This window comes from Shewanella putrefaciens (assembly GCF_016406325.1).
In the GTDB taxonomy this organism is placed as follows: domain Bacteria; phylum Pseudomonadota; class Gammaproteobacteria; order Enterobacterales; family Shewanellaceae; genus Shewanella; species Shewanella putrefaciens.
In genome coordinates this window covers 1,083,971-1,103,414 of record NZ_CP066370.1, presented here as the reverse complement: position 1 = coordinate 1,103,414, position 19,444 = coordinate 1,083,971, and the positions used below count along the sequence as shown (strand labels likewise).

The 19,444-nt window shown below is 42.2% G+C and carries 13 protein-coding genes and 1 pseudogene; 3 read left to right on the top strand and 11 right to left on the bottom strand.

The genetic code is table 11. The features are described from left to right. Positions 1 to 76: 76 nt before the first annotated feature. From nagX to JEZ96_RS04985, 6 genes and pseudogenes are all read right to left on the bottom strand, one after another. Positions 77 to 1,231, bottom strand: coding sequence for a transmembrane glucosamine N-acetyltransferase NagX (gene nagX, locus JEZ96_RS05010; protein ID WP_025007354.1), 1,155 nt, complete (start codon positions 1,229 to 1,231; stop codon positions 77 to 79). 157 nt (positions 1,232 to 1,388) lie between these two features. After that, positions 1,389 to 2,543 carry an N-acetylglucosamine-6-phosphate deacetylase gene (nagA, locus tag JEZ96_RS05005; protein WP_061782639.1) on the bottom strand — a complete coding sequence of 385 codons (1,155 nt, stop codon included), beginning with the start codon at positions 2,541 to 2,543 and terminating at the stop codon, positions 1,389 to 1,391. Between the two features lie 133 nt (positions 2,544 to 2,676). Then, positions 2,677 to 3,675 (bottom strand): glucosamine-6-phosphate deaminase NagB-II, encoded by a 999-nt coding sequence (gene nagB-II / locus JEZ96_RS05000; protein WP_198779859.1) that lies wholly within the window; start codon positions 3,673 to 3,675, stop codon positions 2,677 to 2,679. 17 nt (positions 3,676 to 3,692) lie between these two features. Further along, positions 3,693 to 4,630: pseudogene (gene nagK, locus JEZ96_RS04995) on the bottom strand (N-acetylglucosamine kinase). A 221-nt stretch (positions 4,631 to 4,851) separates the two neighbouring features. Beyond that, entirely contained in the window at positions 4,852 to 7,554 is a 2,703-nt protein-coding gene (locus JEZ96_RS04990) for a family 20 glycosylhydrolase (protein ID WP_061782638.1), read from the bottom strand. Positions 7,555 to 7,808: 254 nt separating this feature from the next. Then, the gene (locus JEZ96_RS04985; protein WP_025007352.1) at positions 7,809 to 10,427 is read right to left on the bottom strand and encodes a TonB-dependent receptor; all 2,619 of its coding nucleotides are present in this window, start codon (positions 10,425 to 10,427) and stop codon (positions 7,809 to 7,811) included. A 424-nt stretch (positions 10,428 to 10,851) separates the two neighbouring features. Here JEZ96_RS04985 and JEZ96_RS04980 point away from each other — a divergent pair, with 424 nt between their 5' ends. Then, positions 10,852 to 11,868, top strand: coding sequence for a LacI family DNA-binding transcriptional regulator (locus JEZ96_RS04980; RefSeq protein WP_011790358.1), 1,017 nt, complete (start codon positions 10,852 to 10,854; stop codon positions 11,866 to 11,868). Positions 11,869 to 11,931: 63 nt separating this feature from the next. Here JEZ96_RS04980 and JEZ96_RS04975 read toward each other — a convergent pair whose 3' ends face one another. Together JEZ96_RS04975 and glnB are read right to left on the bottom strand one after the other, a co-directional pair. Next, positions 11,932 to 13,221: an NAD(P)/FAD-dependent oxidoreductase gene (locus JEZ96_RS04975; protein WP_011790359.1), complete on the bottom strand. Its 1,290-nt coding sequence runs from the start codon at positions 13,219 to 13,221 to the stop codon at positions 11,932 to 11,934. Positions 13,222 to 13,409: 188 nt separating this feature from the next. Next, the gene (gene glnB / locus JEZ96_RS04970) at positions 13,410 to 13,748 is read right to left on the bottom strand and encodes a nitrogen regulatory protein P-II (RefSeq protein WP_011790360.1); all 339 of its coding nucleotides are present in this window, start codon (positions 13,746 to 13,748) and stop codon (positions 13,410 to 13,412) included. A 250-nt stretch (positions 13,749 to 13,998) separates the two neighbouring features. Here glnB and JEZ96_RS04965 point away from each other — a divergent pair, with 250 nt between their 5' ends. Continuing rightward, the gene (locus JEZ96_RS04965; protein ID WP_011790361.1) at positions 13,999 to 14,511 is read left to right on the top strand and encodes a GspH/FimT family pseudopilin; all 513 of its coding nucleotides are present in this window, start codon (positions 13,999 to 14,001) and stop codon (positions 14,509 to 14,511) included. Positions 14,512 to 14,661: 150 nt separating this feature from the next. Further along, the gene (locus tag JEZ96_RS04960; protein WP_014610072.1) at positions 14,662 to 15,147 is read left to right on the top strand and encodes a GspH/FimT family pseudopilin; all 486 of its coding nucleotides are present in this window, start codon (positions 14,662 to 14,664) and stop codon (positions 15,145 to 15,147) included. 103 nt (positions 15,148 to 15,250) lie between these two features. On the opposite strand, the gene JEZ96_RS04955 is transcribed toward JEZ96_RS04960, so the two are convergent. The 3 genes from JEZ96_RS04955 to JEZ96_RS04945 are packed head-to-tail and all read right to left on the bottom strand — an operon-like array spanning position 15,251 to position 19,440. Beyond that, the gene (locus tag JEZ96_RS04955; RefSeq protein WP_011790363.1) at positions 15,251 to 15,547 is read right to left on the bottom strand and encodes a TapY2 family type IVa secretion system protein; all 297 of its coding nucleotides are present in this window, start codon (positions 15,545 to 15,547) and stop codon (positions 15,251 to 15,253) included. Beyond that, positions 15,544 to 15,936, bottom strand: a complete 393-nt coding sequence (locus JEZ96_RS04950; protein ID WP_011790364.1) for a type IV pilin protein — start codon at positions 15,934 to 15,936, stop codon at positions 15,544 to 15,546. Before JEZ96_RS04950 ends, JEZ96_RS04955 begins: the two co-directional genes overlap by 4 nt. 6 nt (positions 15,937 to 15,942) lie before the next feature. Further along, entirely contained in the window at positions 15,943 to 19,440 is a 3,498-nt protein-coding gene (locus JEZ96_RS04945) for a pilus assembly protein (RefSeq protein WP_025007351.1), read from the bottom strand. Positions 19,441 to 19,444 lie beyond the last annotated feature (4 nt).

The window sequence follows — 19,444 nt, the reverse complement described above, 5'->3', positions numbered from 1 at the left end:
GTAAGCCATATCCAAATAGTAATAAGCCACAAACACAACATATCTACGGCCTATCTGAATAAAAGAACCTAACTGACTAAATCCTGAAAAAAATCTTGCGCCGATACATCCAATATAAAACCAGCCACTGCACCGCAAGTAAGCTGATAACCGCAGCTAACGCTTGAGCGCTTTGAGGTAAAGCAGCTACTAGCCCGCCAAACACGCTTTGGGCGATATATTTCCAATCGACTAAGCTCGACGCTAAATAAATAATGATGGCGTTCGTGCCTATCACCACGAAGAAAAATGCGGCCTTTTGCCACTTAAGCACATCGACTAAGGCATAGAATAGCGCCAGCAGGATCATGCTCCAGCCCGACGTAACCAGCACAAATGAACTGGTCCACAGCTCTTTATTGACAGGAATAACACCATCCAACAGCCAACCTAAGGCTAACCAAGCGCCACCTGCAGTGGCGAGTAATCCCACTTTGACCCACTCACCTTTAGGATGGGATTTAACAATAAAGTGGCCGACAAACACACCCGCTAACGCATTGACTATGGCGGGGATGGTCGACAATAAACCTTCAGGATCGGGCGTGCGCCCCTGATAGCTTATGCCGGGTAGTAAAACTGAATCGACATAGGCATTGATGGATTGCGTTGGCGAGAGCACGCCCGCCTGTCCACCAGGGAAAGGCAACCAAAGTTGCATTGCGCCATAACCGAGCAAAATGCCCAAGGCGACAATAATTTGGTTTCGTAGACTCGTATGCCACACCAGTAATGCGGCAAAGAACCATGCAAAGGCGATTCGACCTAACACACTGGCATAGCGAATTTTTTCAGGATCGGCAGGCGCGCCCGTACCCCAACCGTGATTGTATAAAATGCCCAGTAGCAGCAATAAAAAGAGTCGTTTAATCCCATGCCGATACACAGGTAATCGCTCCTTCATCGGTAATTTATCTAAACGTTTGGGAGATAAACCTAAGGCCATACCAGAGAGGAAAATAAACAGCGGAAAGATTAAATCGTAAAACTGAAAGCCATGCCATTGGCTATGGTGCATTTGTTCATCGCCCCATTGCCAACCTGCCCAGCCCGTTAAAATAAGCAAGCCCCCAAACAGGGCCTCACCGCCCAAAATCCAAAACATATCGAAGCCGCGCAGTGCATCCAGAGACATCAACCTAGGCTTATTCACCTTTACTGGCACAATCGCGTTTGTCTGTGTAGTCCCCATGCCATCATCCTTTATTATTGTTATTAAAAGCTTTTATAAAAGTTGATCAAAACTAATACTGTTTAAAATGAGTGCTGTACAATAAAAAAACTTAGCCCCTGTCATCAAAATACGACAAGGGCCAATTGTTACACATCACCTAAACTGCGAAAGCGATTTAAGGGTGTCCCCCTATCGTCTGTCCTGAATAGACGGCCCGTCCCGCAATGTAATTTGCCAGCACTTTGTTCTGCGCATCGAGCAAGACAAAGTCAGCCCTATGTCCCAGTGCTAAACGGCCAGCCTTATGGTCAATCCCGAGGAACTGTGCGGGATATAACGCCGCCATTCTCAAGGCTTCCGCCAAAGGTAAACCTAACAAGTTCACCGTATTATTGACCGCAGTCGCCATATCGAGCACACAACCCGCCAGCTCACCGGTCACGGCATTTAATCTGTCGCCGACTCTCTGCACTTGAGTACCAAAAAGCTCAAAGCTAGTCTCATCGTCCATACCGACAGGCGGCATAGCATCGGTGACTAACATCATTTTGCCTCTAGGTTTTGCCCGTAGTGCGACCTTTGCGGCAGCGGGATGCACATGGTGACCATCGACAATCAAACCACACCAAGCGGTTTCACTCTCAATCGCCGCGCCAACCATGCCCGGCTCACGGGAACCAAGTGGTGACATCGCATTATAAAGGTGGGTAAAGCCCGTCGCGCCTGCCGCTAATGCCGCAACCACAGTATCGTAGTCGGCATTAGAATGACCCAAACACACCTTAACACCCGAGGCGACAAGCGTGCGGATCACCTCTGGAGACACATTCTCAGGCGCAAGCGTGACCACTTTAATCCCCAGATCTTGGCGACAAAATACCGCGAGTTCAGCCTCTGAGATTTCGCGAATAAAACCCTGTGGATGCACACCTTTTTTAGGCACAGATAAATGTGGCCCTTCAAAATGCACCCCTAAAACGCCAGCGCTACCTTTCACTAATGCCTCGGTCACGGCATCAGCCGCATTGGCCATCACGCTGACATCATCGGTGATAAGTGTGGGTAAAAATCCCGTCGTGCCAAAACGCGCATGGGCACGGCCGATAGTCTCAATGCAATTAACACTCGGATCGGCATTGAATAACGCCCCGCCGCCGCCGTTCACTTGTACATCGATAAAACCAGGCACCAGCGTTCCGGCTTGGCGGATTTCCTTCGCGCCAACAACCGTATCAAACGCCAGAATATGCCCGTCTTCAACAGTCACAGGCACATCTTGATGGAAATATTCACCATCAAAAATACGCTCAGCGATCAAGGTGATTTTCATCGCAAACCTCTTTCAATAAATAACGCAGTTAGCTTAAGGCTTAAATTAAGTTAACCGCGTGGGCTTAGCTGCAGATGCTTAATCGTGCAGCCTACCTAGACCTCTTACACTTTGCCGCTTAAAGCTAGGCAACTTAAAGCGTTTGGGTTACTTTTTTAAGGCCAGCCGGTTGGTCGGGATCGATACCACGGGCAATCGCAACCGCAGCCACATCGATATAAAAACGTTGTAACAAGGCTAACGGCGCCACACGCGGGTGAATGTCGGTCGAGGTTTGATTCAGGTGCACTAAATCGGCGCCGCGTTGGCTTACGTTTTCAATTTGTTCAATATGGCTAGCATAGGATTCATCGCCAATACAGACATCGACGATAGTGAGTTTTTTCTCAACTAAGGTCACAGGGCCGTGGAGGAACTCGGCGCTGCTGAACGCTTCGGCATGGATTGAGCACACTTCTTTTAACTTAAGCGCGATTTCCTTAGATACCGCATAACCTAAACCACGGCCGAGTACGACTAAGTTCTTCACGTCGGCAACGGATTCTGGCGTGAGTTGTGGCTCAGCATCCACCGCGGTTTGCAGCGCTTGGGGTAAAGACGCTACGGCGCTAGCGAGCGATTCACTCTGGGTCCAAGCGGCGGCGAGTTGTAAAATCGCCGACAAAGTTGCGAGGTAACTCTTAGTCGCAGCAACGGCTTTTTCTTCGCCGGCACGTAAAGGCACAACGACATCGACGATATCTTTAATCGGTGCACTTTCATCATTCACTAAGGCAACACAGAAAGCACCGGCATTTTTTGCCATACGCGCCTGCGCCAAAATGTCAGGGCTACGGCCAGATTGTGAAATAACAATGACTAACGCGCCTTCGAGTTTCAAGGTTTTACCATACACACTCGCCACTGAAGGTGCGACGGCGAAGGTCGGTACACCCGCTTCAATTTCAAATAAGTATTTAGCGAACACTCCCGCATGATCCGATGAACCGCGACCAACGATCATTACAAAACGGGGGGCAAAGGCGCGAAGTCTTTCACCTAACTGCTGCATGATGCCAGCGTTAGCTTCTAATTGATCCGCGATTTTTTGCGGTGCAGTGCGAGCCTCTTGCTCCATAATAGTGTTTGTCATGTCTTTTACCTTCACATTCAAATACAGGATTTAGCTTCAGTGCCTATGCGCACTGACAACGACTTATTAAATTCTTGCTGGGCGAAATACATAGCGCCGAGTTCGGGGGGGGGGCTAAGGTTTCTGAAATTTTGGCAACCACATCAGCACCGAGCCAAGCTTGTAAAGGCTCAGCAAGACCACCGATCATCGAAAAACGCACCGGATTTAGGCTAAATAACTTACGTGCCATGTCGCTTATATAGTCCGCTCCTTCTTGTACGATAGCAGTCGCTACAGCATCACCTTCATTGGCACAATCGAGTACGCTTCTGGCTAATGCGGCGTAGCAACTTGAGGACTTTCCGGCTAGATTTTCGACAATGCCTAGCGCATCGGTGACACCAAATTCATTCAACAGCATATCGGTTAATCGAGTTGGTACGGCAAAGCCATCGAGTGCTAACAACACGTGTTCGGCGGCTTTTAATCCAAGCCAAGCACCGCTGCCCTTATCGCCCAAGGCAAAACCATAACCACCAATACTCAAACTGGTATCGCCAACATGGGCATAGCCGCAAGAGCCAGTACCCGTGATGATCACAGCACCATCGGCACCACCGTGGGCACCAATACAAGCCGTATGCAAATCTGTAGTGACATACATAGCAGCAAAAGGATGCTGCCAGTTAGTAACGTCTCGATATAACCGAGGAACATTTACCCCAGCAAGACCGAGGCCCGCCACCAGCAAGTAACTATCACTCTCGTTCATTCCCGCATCCAGCAAGGCGAGGCGAGTCGATGCTTCAACGGATTCAAATGTTTGTGTTAGACCATGCAATGGATTGGCACGTCCAGCAACACCAGTACCTAAAACGGTACCGTCTGCGCAGTAGATGGTGGCTCTACATTTACTGCCGCCCCCATCTACACCTATAAACAGTGGTTGATCTTTTGTCTGGACTAACCCCATGACACCCTCTTCACCTATCATGCAGTGCTACCGTTGCTTATTCTTTATCGTTAAGACTGCATTTAAACTTAGTTAACCCAATGTTATAACAAAAATGACAGCGTTGTCATTTGCTTTTTAAGACAATTTTTCATCTAAAATAAATTTTCTGAAATTACCGACACAGAAAAATAAAAAGGCTGTATTTTATTTTTAAAATACAGCTAGATATAAAAATTTATTTAGTTAACGATTAAACTTCGGCCTTTACGAATACCATCGGCCGCAATGGCTCTGATCTCAATTGGTGCAGTGACCGCCAATCCCACTTGATAAGCTTGCCACTGGCCATTGAGACTACGGTATTCGAGTTTAAGCCCGGGATAGGCGATATTGGCAAACAGTTTACCGTCACGGATCTCAGCGCCGACCGTCGGTACGCGATAATTAATTCCCGCTTTATCTAGCTTGATAAACTCTTTGTGGCCCAAAGTATTCGCGAGTTGTTGCCAATCTTTTGCCTGTGCCTCACGCATGGCTAAGGTAAAAGCTCCGGAGTTTTGGTTATACACAGCGCCTTGATACTGATAAGGCACTTCCCACGCAGCTTGATGCCAAGCACGCTCAGCCAGCATCAACAAACGTGGAAATATCATGTACTCGGCAGTATCGTCACTGCGAATTGTCTCGCTCCAGATCTGCCCTTGAAGGCCGCTAAAAGCTTTGCCTTCTTCCCTTGGACCCGAGACTTTTTTACCCGCCTCATCGAGTTTTATTCTGTCATCTGCTTCGAATGGCTGATGTTGAATATCGGTCCATTGCTCGGCGTTAGCGGCTAAATTATCAGGCATAAAGCTAAAGACTTTATGGCTATTGGTCGTGCGGCTTGCCCAGTAATAACCATGCTCTTTAGGATCGGCCTCATAGGGGAAGTCAAAGTACAACACCTCAGGATTAGAAAGTACGGTTTCCCAGCCGAGATTCGCCTGCTGATTGGCGCGCGAATGACCTTTGTGGGCAATCACATCCCAAATATTAGACTGTACCTTAGCGGGCATATTCTCAGGGCGAACATGGCTCATACCATCGCTCCATCCCGCAGCTTCAATGCCTTTATTCGCCAACTGATTTGAGATGCGCTCAATAAAGTAAGCGCCTAATTCGTCGATTGATTTCACGCCCTTGTCGTTATTGGCCACAAACGCCAAACACTGGGGCGATTGCTTCCAAGCGCCAGCGGTTTCATCCGCACCGATATGATAACGGGTTAATGGCTGACCAGCGGCTTGATGTAACTTGGCAATCTCATCAATCACTTTATCGACAAACTGATAGGTCGATTCCATGCATACGTTCAGCGTGTTGTCGTCATAATACTGCACCGAGGAATAAACGGTTTTATCGTCCGCATCCGAAAGCAGGTAAGTCTTAGCCTCAGCGGCTTTACCTTCGGCGAGTAACTTACGGTAGCGCGCCTCCATCGACTTAATTGCCGCTCGGCTGTGGCCCGGCATATCCATCGATGGGATCACTTGAATTTGACGCGCCTCAGCATATTTCACTATGTCGATATAGTCTTGTTTAGTATAGAAACCATTAACACTCAACTCCGCAAAAGGGCCGCTACCCAGCTGCGGTAACAGACAGGTATTCTCAGCAAGATCATGACAACGTTGACTACCGATGTCGGTCAGCTCAGGTAACCCGTCGATTTCGAGTCGCCAACCTTCATCGTCAGCCATGTGTAAATGCAGTTTATTGAGCTTATAAGCCGCCATTTGGTCGAGCAAATCCAGCAACAATTGTTTGCTGTGGAAATTACGAGCCACATCAATGTGCATACCACGAAACGGATAACGTGGACTATCTTCGATAGTCATCGCATTGACTCGCAAGTCTTGCACATCAATCAAACTCGCCAGCGAAGATAGCGCATAGGAAAAACCGGCAGCATCGGCTGCGGCGATGTTGATTTCGTTAGCCTTGATATCGAGCTGATAACTGCCCTCATTGCCCGCACTATGCTGCAATTTAACCGCTAGACCTTGATCGTTTTCAGCCACTCCAAGACGGGCTAAACGCGCTAATGCGGCCGCAACTTGACTTGGCGTCAGCAGTGTTGGATCAAGCTGTTGATAATCAACTTTAATACCCGCAGCTAAAGACACGGCTTTATCGGTGCCATGTACTTGCACTTTTTGCGGCGTAGGAATAATAGCATTAGTCGCTAGTGCGGCATCTTCGCTTACTGCTTGATTATTGATAAATAACCTTGCTGCATCAGCGGGTTGCAATTTATCAGTTTCAGTGCGGCGATATTGCTTCACCATGTCAGTGTAACCTTCGACATAGGGACGCACTTCTAATTTGGTTTCAGGGTCTTGCACCACCTGAGTACTCGCAATCAATACTGGCGCTAAATGTTCGGCCACTAAGTAGTAATTAGGCATGGCATCAGTTTCTGACAATTGCCATAACTCACCACGGAATCGCAGGGTCTTTTTCACACCTTTGCTAAAACCGGTAAAAGCCGCAGTCGGTGCAATGCGGTATAAGTCGCCCTTTACGTGGGAGATTGTAAATTCATCGCTCTGAACCGATTGCACCGGACGCATTTGGCTGAAGTAAATCGACCAGTCGTGACTGGCAATATCGATTCCCGGTACAAAATCGATTTCGGCCACAAAGCAGCGACCCTCGGCCAGCGCTTTGTTACATTGCTCATCGGGAATATTAGTCACAACACGGTAAGTGGCTGTTAAGGTATCCCCCAATTGCTGCAATTGAGTTTGAGTTAATGCACCTGAAACGGCGTTAACCTCACTGGCAGGCGAGGCGTGTGCAGGTTTGGGAGCCTGATTTACTACCTGAGCATCTGGCACATCTGAACATGCAGTCAAACCAAGTGCGACGAGTATAGCGGTCGCGGCAAATGTTTTATTCATGATTATCCTTATCTCATTCCTGAAATGACTACAAACTGGAGAAAGTAACTGATTTCCACTGAGTAAACATTTTATTTAATACTTAAACTTTAGATTTTATATCTCACCCTTATGATTAAATTGTTACTAATTAATTTAGTTGAACTAACACAGCCAATTTTTTACTCATTAAATACAATCAACATACCAACTTTACTCTTTTCATAGTAAAAAAAGCCCAGCAAATGCTAGGCTTCTACATTAAATCAACTTGTTTAAAAGCGTAATGCGAGACCAAGTTTATAACGAGCCTCACCATCGAAGCTCCATACTGGGTAATTATCTTTAAATTCACTGATGACACCAGGTGCATTCACTGGTGAAACACCTTTCTGGATACTATCCTCTTCAAGTAAGTTAACCACTTCAAAGGTCACAGATAAATAATCTGTCACATTATAGTTAGCACTGAGATCTAGTGTTCCATAGGCTTGATGTTCACGGTTGCCATAAAACCCGGGTAATTCACGCATCATATATTCTGAACGCCAGTTATACGCAATACGAGTAGAGAAATTATCCATCTCGTAATAACCAACTAAGTTAACAGTGTGCTTAGACGAATCTGAGAACACGCCTACACGATCTGCATAATTCTCAGCAGGCGATGAAGCATCAGCAAAAGTATAATTCACTGAATAACCTAAACCATTGTCAAAAGAATCCTGCAACTGGAGTTCAATACCATCGATTGAACCACCAGTCGCATTAAAGTTCTCACTCACTGTCCAACAATCGTAAATACCGACACCACATGAACTGCCGCCTGCAATCACTAAATTAGGATCTTCTATACCGATTTCTTGATTTAACTTTTCTCTAGTCGAAATAAATGAGCTTACATCTTTAATAAAATAGGTTGCCGCAAATAAACCTTCACCACTGAAATACCACTCCAAACTTAAATCCGCTTGCGATGCTTTAAAAGGCTGTAAATTAACATTACCAGTTACTTTCTTTTCATTACCAGGCGTTCCATCATTAAAACCGGGTAATTTTGAAGTCGCAAATAAATCAGCATAATTGGGGCGAGAAATAACTTGAGCTGCCGAGGCTCTTAAAATTAAATCACTAGCTAAATCAAATGCAATATTTACGCTTGGCAATACATCGTTATAGCTAGCTTTATCTGTGCTTAATACATCAGCATAAACCCCGCTGTCACTCAATGCATAATAATCAGATTCAACATCTGTAGAAATATATCTTAAACCAAAGTTACCGCGAACACCTTCACTCGCAAATGTCGCCATGGTATATAGCGCTAAATTCTTTTCTTGTAGTGTACCGTACCCTGATTTATCGAGAGTAAAACCATCAATAGCAGCGTAAGCATCATTAATCATGTTATTAAAGATGGGTTTAGGTAAAGTAAAGCCTGCGCCTGATGACATAGTGCCAGAGTAATAGGCTGATGCATCTTTAGCCATGATATTCGATGATAGTGCAGCTTCCGTTGTTTGTGTCACATCATGATCGGCATAGCTAATACCTGATTTAATCGACGTTATGACTCCTAATTCAACAGGGATTGTAATATCAAATGTTGCAAACGCCTCTTCATCCGTATTCGGTTGCTTTTTAAGTGCCCAACCTGCCGTTTCTAGCTGACCATTGAAATCACTTGCATCAAATGAATTATTAGCAATATTGATTTTTATCACATCTCCAGTAGCATCATAAATGCCAGCAAAATCTTCAGGTTTACCGATTGATTGCCCGTAGTTAGATGTAAGATCTGTTCCACCTTCAGCTTTAGTTTTACCAATTCGCCCTTCTAATTTGTAATCATCTGCTTGATAGGTAAAATCTAAATCAATAGTGTCAGAGGACATACTTGCTTTACGAGCCCATGTCTGTGCCCAAGCAAAACCGTCTTTATCTGTATGCTCAACTAAGGTACAAACACCTGCAGCGTTTTTCTTAAGGCAAGTATTTTCCCCTCGCTGCGTCGGAAATAAAAAAATTGACGTATTAGCATTATTTGCATCAAGTTGAAGGCTCATGATATTCAGACCAAACTCGAGCGCATCCGTTGGCCGATATTGAAATGCAGCATTTAAAGCCGTACGTTCACGATCTTGCTGGAAAGTTGTTGGAACAATTTCTCCCCAACCGAGCAGAGATTCAATACCATTGCGTTGATATTCAGTTTTATCTAACGAACCTGCCACTAAAAAGCCAAATTTCTCATCTTCTGTTTTCCAGCTATATAAGCCTGAGGTTTGTGGATCAATTTCTTCAGAAACACTACCATAATCCCCCTTAGCACTTAAAAAAACTGAGTTTGCATCCAAATCGAGGGGTTTGCGGGTTTTAACTGTAACCGTGCCACCAATCCCACCTTCAGCAATATCTGCTTGAGATGACTTATTTACTTGAATGCCACCCACAAGTTCAGGGGGAAGTAGACTATAATTGAAGCTACGATCAATGTTTTGTTGATCAAACCAACCTGTTGAAGCAACAGAATGACCATTTAATAACGTACTGGTTAACTGGCTTGAAGCACCACGAATCGATACTTGTTGACCTTGACCAAATTGACGATTAACCGCAACACCAGGAATTCGTCCTAAAGACTCACCCACATCTCCATCTGGAAATTTACCAATATCTTCAGCGGTAACAGCATCAACAACAGCGTCAGAAAAACGCTTATCGTTAACAGATGCCTTCATTGAAGCTCTCATTCCTCGAACTTCAATTTTTTCGATGTTTTCTGGAGCAGCAACTGCATCATTCGCAGCAACTGCGCTGACAGATACAGCACTGCCCAATAGGATAGCAATATTTGTAGCTAGTACACTTTTCTTAAAGGTAGATGGTCGCATCTCGTTTCCCTTCCATAACTTTATTATCGTTTTAGTATTCATAACCATTCCTAGCGGAATGACAACGCTGTCATGTCTGGGTAAACATTACACAATAATCAACATTCTTGCCACAACAAAATAACTAAAGACAATAAAAAATGTCATAATGTAGGATGCTTACATATCTGAATAAAAGTTTTTACTTATAAAACATAATGTTAATATTTACTGTGATTTTACGACTCAACACTCCTTTGTAACAGAATTAAAAATAATGCCAATTTGTAACAATTCAGCATTGCTAAGCCTTCTAAAAGCCCGCACTATAAAGTCACACAAATATAAAGATGGCTACAAAATGTAAGCCTGTAAATCGCTCATAAAGGATTTACGTTCATGGAAATATTAGCCTTTCGGGGCCTTAGACAGAGTTTTTACATCAATGAAAGTCACTATCAACGACGTAGCTAAGTATGCTGGTGTGTCTATTAAGACAGTATCGCGTGTAACCAATAATGAACCATCGGTGAAACAGGCCACTATTGATAGAGTGAATGAAGCGATTAAAGCGCTAAATTATCAGCCTAATCTCGCAGCAAGAAATCTAGCGGGTACGAAATCCTATGCGATTGGTTTTATTTACGACAATCCCAATGCCTACTACATTATTGATATGCAAAATGGCATTTTGTCCGCATGTAAAGATAAAGGGTATGAACTTGTAATACATCCTTGTAATGCTAAATCTAACACCATTTGCGAGGAACTCACTGCCCTAGTGAAATATTCAAGACTCGCAGGTCTAGTACTTACACCTCCTCTGTCCGAAGATCCAAAAGTATTAAAAGCACTGAGTGATATTGATGCAAATTATGTCCGCATCATTGCAGGTGAAGATGAAAAATCTCAGGATGGACTCACTATACTAGTCAATGATAAATTCGGAGCGATTGAAATCACCCAACATTTAATTGATTTGGGTCATAAAAAAATCGCATTTTTGAGTGGTGATTTACACCATGAATCGACTAAAGAGCGCTTACTTGGTTATAAACAAGCATTAACAAAAAACCATTTAGTCTTGAATGAAGATTACATAATTGAAGGAAAATACTCATTTGAGTCCGGTGTTGAAGGCGCTAACAAGCTAATCAAGCTAGCAACTCGTCCAACAGCTATCGTCGCCTGCAACGATGAAATTGCTGCTGGAGCACTTTTTTCCGCTCGTTTAGCAGGGTTAGATATCCCGACTGATCTTTCAATTGTAGGTTTTGAAGATAGCCCATTTTCACGTCAAACTTGGCCGAAACTCACCACTGTACATCAACCTAACTCAGAAATAGCACAAGTGGCGACAAAACTGTTAATTGCAAATCGCCGAGAACAAGATGCAAAGTTTGCCAGAGTATTCACTCCAGAACCTGTGATAAGAGACTCATCGACCATACCAAAGACGTAAATCACCTAGTATCAAATAAAACAGAGCCCAATCGAGCTCTGTTTTATTTGGTTCATCACACAGTTAGTGCAATTTAAGCTTTGGTCGCTGCCATTTCAATAGCTTTTGCGCAACTCGATAGACTATCGCCGAAAACCACCCATATAAACTTGCTAAATGTCTCTGATATAGCGAAATATACATAATTCTCGCAATATGTCCTTCCACAAAGAAAGTGCCTGAACGTAGATTACCCATTAAATTACCCACCGCAGAAAACCGACTCAAGGAAACCAGCGAGCCATAATCTTTATAAACAAAGGGTTTTTCTGGCTTATCTTGTAACCGGTTAACGATATTATCAAATAACGTGTCTGCCATTTGCGCTGCTGCTTGGGCCCTTGGAGGAACAGGCTGTCCAGAGTCTTGAATTAATAAGGCACAATCACCTAGGGCATAAATATCTATCTGCCCTTTAACTCGCATACAAGCATCAACCTCCACTTGATTGCGTGGAGTAATTGGTAATTTAGTAAAGTTTTGAAAGGCTTTAGGCCCTTTTACACCAGCGGCCCATACTTTTAAACCCGCTTCAATCACATCGCCATCTTGGGTGATAAAACCCTCACGGGTCACTTCTTTAACTTGCACACCAATATGTAAACGTATACCAATTTTATCCAAAACAGCCTGCGCCCTTGCGCTAACACGTTCAGATAATTGGGGGAGAATTTTAGGTGAGGCTTCAATGAGATGCACATCAAGATGATTCTTAGATATGTTAAGATAACCATATTCTTTAACAGACTCAATGACATGATGAAGCTCAGCAGCTAATTCAACTCCCGTGGCCCCAGCACCAACAATGCCGATACTGACTCTTTCTTGAGTTTCATTTAACTGCAGTAAAGCATCGAGTAGTTTATGATGAAATAGATTGGCATTTTCTAAACTATCGAGAAATATACAATGTTCCTCTGCACCTAATGTATTAAAGCTATTAGAAACACCACCTAATGCAAGCACCAAAAAATCATACTCTATTGGACGTGGGTCTAATAGTAATTCCCCATCATCGTTATAGACCGCGGCCAATTGGATAGTTTTAGTATCAGGATCGCATTGCTCAATCTCACCACGAATATAACGGTAGCCATTTTTAAGCCCATGATCACGATAAAGCAGTCCTTCGATAGATTGATCTATTACTCCAACAGCCACTTCATGTAATTTAGGCTTCCATATATGGATAGGACTTCTGTCAATCAAGCACACATCAATGATATCACTACCACCCCATTTACGGCCTAACTTAGATGCAAGAGCCAAACCAGCAGCACCACCACCAACGATCACTATTCTTTTCGTAGTCACAACGACAACCTCGTAACCTATTCGCGTCGCTAAGTTATACCATGTTACAGATAAGAGATAACTACATTAGTGAAGCAAACCATTCTAATTTCCATTAAAGATATTTCAGAAAAGTCAGCACCATATGCAACTACCGCGAATTCATTGTATAAAAAAGGGCCGTGAGGCCCTTTAATATCTAAAATGGATTATACGGCTTCTTCATTCTCTTCGCCCGTACGTATCCGAATCACACGCTCAACATCTGAGACAAAAATCTTACCATCCCCAATTTTGCCAGTCCGAGCGGTTTCAACAATGACATCAATAGCTTGATCAACCAAATCATCTTGGATCACCAACTCAATCTTCACCTTAGGTAAAAAATCTACCATATATTCAGCACCACGATACAACTCTGTATGCCCTTTCTGACGACCAAAACCTTTGACTTCGAGCACCGTCATCCCAGTAATGCCTATCTCTGCAAGTGATTCACGCACATCATCTAATTTAAAAGGCTTAATAATGGCTTCAACTTTTTTCATCAAAAACTCCTCATCCCTTGCATCAACATAAACAAACAGAATAGCACTAGCTTACACGGGCTTACGTTAATATTGAAGTGAATGTCATGCTTTACTCATAAAACACAGTTTCTACAAAAATCGCTTTTAGCACATAAAAGTCTAAAAAAAATTTAATGATTATCTGGTCAGATTTTATACTTACTACTTAAGTTATCACTTAATCAACTCGCTCGCGGGATGCTAAGCGTAATTAAGACAAGGATATGTCATGCATACTCATCAAAAAGGTTTTAGCTTGATTGAGCTTATTACCACCCTATCCATTTCAACCATCTTATTGACAGTTGGAGTACCTTCATTAAACGATATTTATACCAGACATCGAGTTGATAGCAGTATTCGCAATATTCAACAAACGATCCAACTTGCACGGAATCAAGCAATTTCATTCAATAGGAAAATCACTGTTTGTGCACTCATTGACGACAAGTGTTCGCAAAACTGGCAGGTAGGCCTCACCATCTTTGTAGATACTAATGAAAATAATCAACTCGATAATGATGAAAAAACACTCTTTAAAACTAATGCTTTTTATTCCAAAGATATAGTTAAATGCAATCGTATAGCGATACGTTTTCAACCTGATGGATTGGCATCAGGGACAAATGCGACACTTAAATATTGCCCAGGATCAGCTACAAGCCCCTATGCGAGAGCGGTTATTGTCAACCAAGCTGGACGCGTTCGGTTCTCCACTGATAGCAACATAAATTGTAGCTAATCAAACATAAATTGATATAAAGCTCATCACTAGTTATTTAACTATATTTATTTAAATATCAAAAGATAGAATTTAGAAGAGTAAGTTAGATATGCTGAAAATAGCCATATTATCGCTTATACTAAACAAAGTATTTGCGAGGATTAACTTATGCTAAAAATTTTTACTGGTTTTACTTTAGTTGAATTGATGGTGACCATTGCCGTTGCGGCAATATTATTAAGCATAGGAGCACCATCATTAATATCACTTTATGAGTCAACACGTGTTGATAATAATATCAGAAAAATCAATGACACCTTAGTATTTGCCCGAAACCAAGCCATCAATTATGGTAATGCTGTGACTGTATGTGCATATGAATCGGAGTCAAGTTGTAAAGCAGGAACTGATTGGAGCACTGGAATTCGAATATTTTCAACTGCAGATAGCACAAAATCCTTGCGAGTAATTGAAGGGTTTCACTCCTCTGATATAGTGAAATCCTCTGTAGAAACAATTACCTTCTCAACGGATGGATTAGCCACTGGTGGCAGCATTATTTATTGTGCTAATGCAAAAGCCTCTTCCGCTAAAGGAGTAATCGTTAATATTGGTGGATTAATCGCCTATGGTGAAACAGGTATAAGTTGCTAAAAAGCGATATTAAGGCATCTACACATCTCTTATAGTTGTGAAATGATACGACTTAAAATTATTACACTCTACGCTGATACAAATATAAAATAAAATCAATACGTTACCTTGGTGTTTTTTTGTCTAGCTCTTGACTTTTTTCATTACTAAATTCATCACCTAAAGGAACACACTCAACAACATCTTGAATAAAATGCTTGCGCCCTAAATTATCCGTCAACTGTTTGCTCGGTAACTTAGCCATATTAAGTTGAGCTTTGCTCGATTCCCAACGATAAAAAGCTATCTGTTCACTTTGAGCAAAAGTGATATGGCACTTGTAATCCTGAATCATATCAATTGAAGCGGCATCTACCAGTAATGGCACTGAAATAAATATGAGCACAATAGGCTTAATCATTTCCAACACTCCTCAGATGGCCCTTTAACACCGATATCTGTTAATGTGATAGTTGCACAAACAGAATCCCGACTCGCCTGACTTCCCTTCGCAGTCGCCGTAATTTTAAAACTACTCGTCCCTTCAGAAGAAAGACTATAATGTCCATGTTCAGTGATGAACGGGCTTGCAGATAACCCTAACTTAGTCATATCTGTAGCATAAGCCTTATTATCTAAGTAATACTGTTCCTGTAAGTTAGCAACTCGCATCACTGCTGCAACGCCTTCAGAACGGCCACTTTTAGTAACGTATTCAATATAAGATGGATAAGCAATCGCCGCTAGAATTCCGACTATCGCAACGGTAATCATTAACTCTATTAGCGTAAAACCTCTGGCGATCTTCATTCAATATCACTCATTAATATGGTAGTAAATTTTATTAGCGCCCAAGCCGCTACCTAACTCAATCGTACCTTTACATTCACCATTTTCACACTCACCTTTACCAACACCGATGATATATGCTTTAACCTCCTCACCGTCCTCAGGTTTTGGAATGACGATTTGGGGTGTATCAGGTACCCGCTCACCAACCTCATAATAAACCTGATTATAGGTACGCGTGCCCTTATGTAAATCAAATACATATAATCGCCCTTGACCAGAAAAACCACAAACGCCGGCATCTAAATCTACCGCTTGATTTGTGGGGGGCACAAAGGATGTAAAATAAACTTTGCCATCAAAAATAAGTGAAGCAGATAAGCTTTTTTCTCCGTTGGCAGTAAAATCGTAATACCAGCCCCTCGTTTTACCAAAAGCAACATTATCTGACTCACTAACTGGGGAACTACTGCTAACGTCGTAAAGATCGTTAATGGTTAGTACTGAAGGTTTTTCTTCAAAAATTTGCGTGACAACATTTCTATCTTGAAAGACATAAAACATATCGTTTGTCGTCATATCTAAAGGATGGTTGCGGTTTCCTGTTCCTATAGTGACCGCATCATAAGGTATTTTTTGATAACTTAAGACACCACTCTCTGAATGAACATTATTAAATTGAGTTTGTGCGACGACAGGCTCAGCAAAGAACATTCGATTGTTAGGGGACTCACCCGCAATGGAAGCAAATTTAAAAATAGTCCACTCACTTTGAGTCGTGCTAGCCAAATCAATACGCCATACATTACCCGTAATATCACTGGCATATATACGATCCGTTGCACCATCGTTGTCACTGTCTAGCACAGCCACTTTGGTAACAACACTCCCCATATCGTCAGCAGTAAATTTAGTGATAAATGCACCAGTATCCGCATTAACAATATAAACTGCAGCACCAGAACCATCAGATGATGCCATTCCCCCACCGAATATCAATATAGGGTCCTTGACTCCGGGAATGTAAGTGACTACAGGTTCAGACCATGTTTGGCCTAGATCCTCAAAGGAAGTGCTATCCGAGTTAATCATCCATTTAAATGTTGGGGCATCAACGGCTGTAATATCTAAAGCGTAGTAGGATGCACCGCCACTTCGCATACCTAAATACACCCAAGCCTTAGTGAGCTTACCTGTTGCATCGCTTTCAGTGTATGCCACAGGTGATAGATCCATACCGTATATTGAATGCACCCCGGTCGCTGGATTTTGCCTTAATAGCGGAATATTGCCCCAAAGTTCATTAGGAATAAATGCCCATGACTCCTCAACAGAACCCACACTATAATCATTATTACCTGTATCTGAATCCTTAAACATATGCACTAACCCTTGGTTAGTGCCAACAAGAATCCGTACATCCAAATTTGTTGTACTACCATAATTGATAGCTAAGGGTTTAGAGTGAAGTGGATCGCCCATAACGTCTTCTCTAGCGTCTGATGTATTGTTGTTGTTATTTTCATCATCAACATCCACACCATATAACCAATCAAAATCCGCCTGAGAATGCCCTGAGATAAAAGAAGAACTGGAAAAATTAATCAAACTTGAACCATTATTGGTATAAATAGTTCGATTTTTAAGCTTAGCTCTCAACGAAGGTAAGACTCCTCCAAAAAGAACTTTATTACCATCATTTGATTCGGAGCAAGTATTCCAATATGTGCAAACATCATTTGCAATATTACCATTTGAATCAATTGCTTTATTATTTCCACCAGGGCCTACAATTTCGCCTGCCGTATTGACTTTTAGTTTTTTAAGATTACCACTCCATCGAGGTCCATTGCCGGGTAAAAACATTGCATAATATGCTGAATTATAGGTTTGAGTCTTATCAAAGTTATTACTCGCAATACTTGGTGAGGTAAAAGATGAATCTATTGTCAAAATTGATTTCAAAGCATCTTCTAACGCTGAAACTAAATCGAGCCCATTTTTAGCGACATAATATCCCTTAGAGATATTATTACTTCCACGAGGATTACCTCCCCTAAAAGCAGTCTCTTCTAACAGAGCTGCGGCCTCATCTGCACCATCAGAAAAACCGATAGTAAACACCCGTATATTTTGTTTATTATCAACACCTAAAGAGTCTTTATTTCCAATAACAATATCATTGTTATACATATAAGCAGCGAGTGCAGGCATGTAGCTTGTTTCTGTCTTATTTCCAGCATTAGTAAACGAGAATGCAGCATAGTTAGCAGCTTGGTTTTTGGCGTTTGCAACTAAACCATTAATAAGCGTATCTGCCGATTTATCTAATGTTGGCGCGCCATCGGTAATATAGATAACATAAGCGGTATCGGGACATTTTTTAAATGGCGTCGTATAACTCCCAGAGGTTAATATACTTGGAGGATTATTTGGAGTATATCCATCAATTTTATTATTCCCTGTGCCATTTTTATCTTTATTGCCAAAAGTCACTTGCCCACCACTAAAATACTGATATGCTTCATAAAGTGTTTCGCAAAGTGGTGTATTAGTTTTTGCTGGCATATTTTTAATAAGTGAAGTCAGATTCACTTTATTAATGCTGTTCATCTCAGTTAGATCATAAACGATTCGACCACCGTCAGCATCACCCTCATTAGGGTAATTTAAATTAAAAATTGCAAGTCCAGCATCAATAGGAATTGCTAACGATTCTAGTGCAGAAATCAACGCACTTTTGGCAACATCAAGCCGAGTACCGACACCACCACTACTTTTACCTTCTTCTGTTGTCGTCGCCCATTTATGCCAAACAAGATAATGTGCACTATATAAGGTAACAGGCTGACCAGAACCAAATTGAGTATTACTCAAACTCGACAAACGATCTGCTTCACCACTCTCTGTGGTATACATTGATTTATTATTTATTGGATATCCATTTTTAAAAGCTACACCTTTTAGTTTACCTGGATTAACAGGGTCTCCATTAAGAATATCTTCATAACAATCCACTATATCATTCTGATTAAATCCATTATTATCCGCTAGATTATTCCAAGTATTTCGGTTGCTGCTAAACTCTCGTAAATAACCTGTATAACGTCCTTTATCCACTAATGCTTTTGCTGCTGTATTACAGTTATTATTATCTAAATAGAAGCGTCGAGCATCATTAGGCTTATCCGGTGTTGGCATATTATTAGTATTATCTATACCACCCGCATTCCAATAGGTCCCTTTATTATTGATATAACCAGAATAACCCGAGAGGAAATTATCAAATCCAGTAGGATAACTACAAGTCCCCGCAGCTTTACCTGCTTCAGAACAGTAAGACGTCACGGCATTCTCTTCAATTGTCGACATGCTGCCAGAGTTATCGAAAATAAATAACACTTGTGGTCGCTTACCTGAACGGACTGTAGAATCAATAAGATATAGTTCAGTATCATCGGCATATACTGCATCTAACATAATAATTAATGCAGTCAAAAGACCTATTAAGCACTTATTTAACATGATA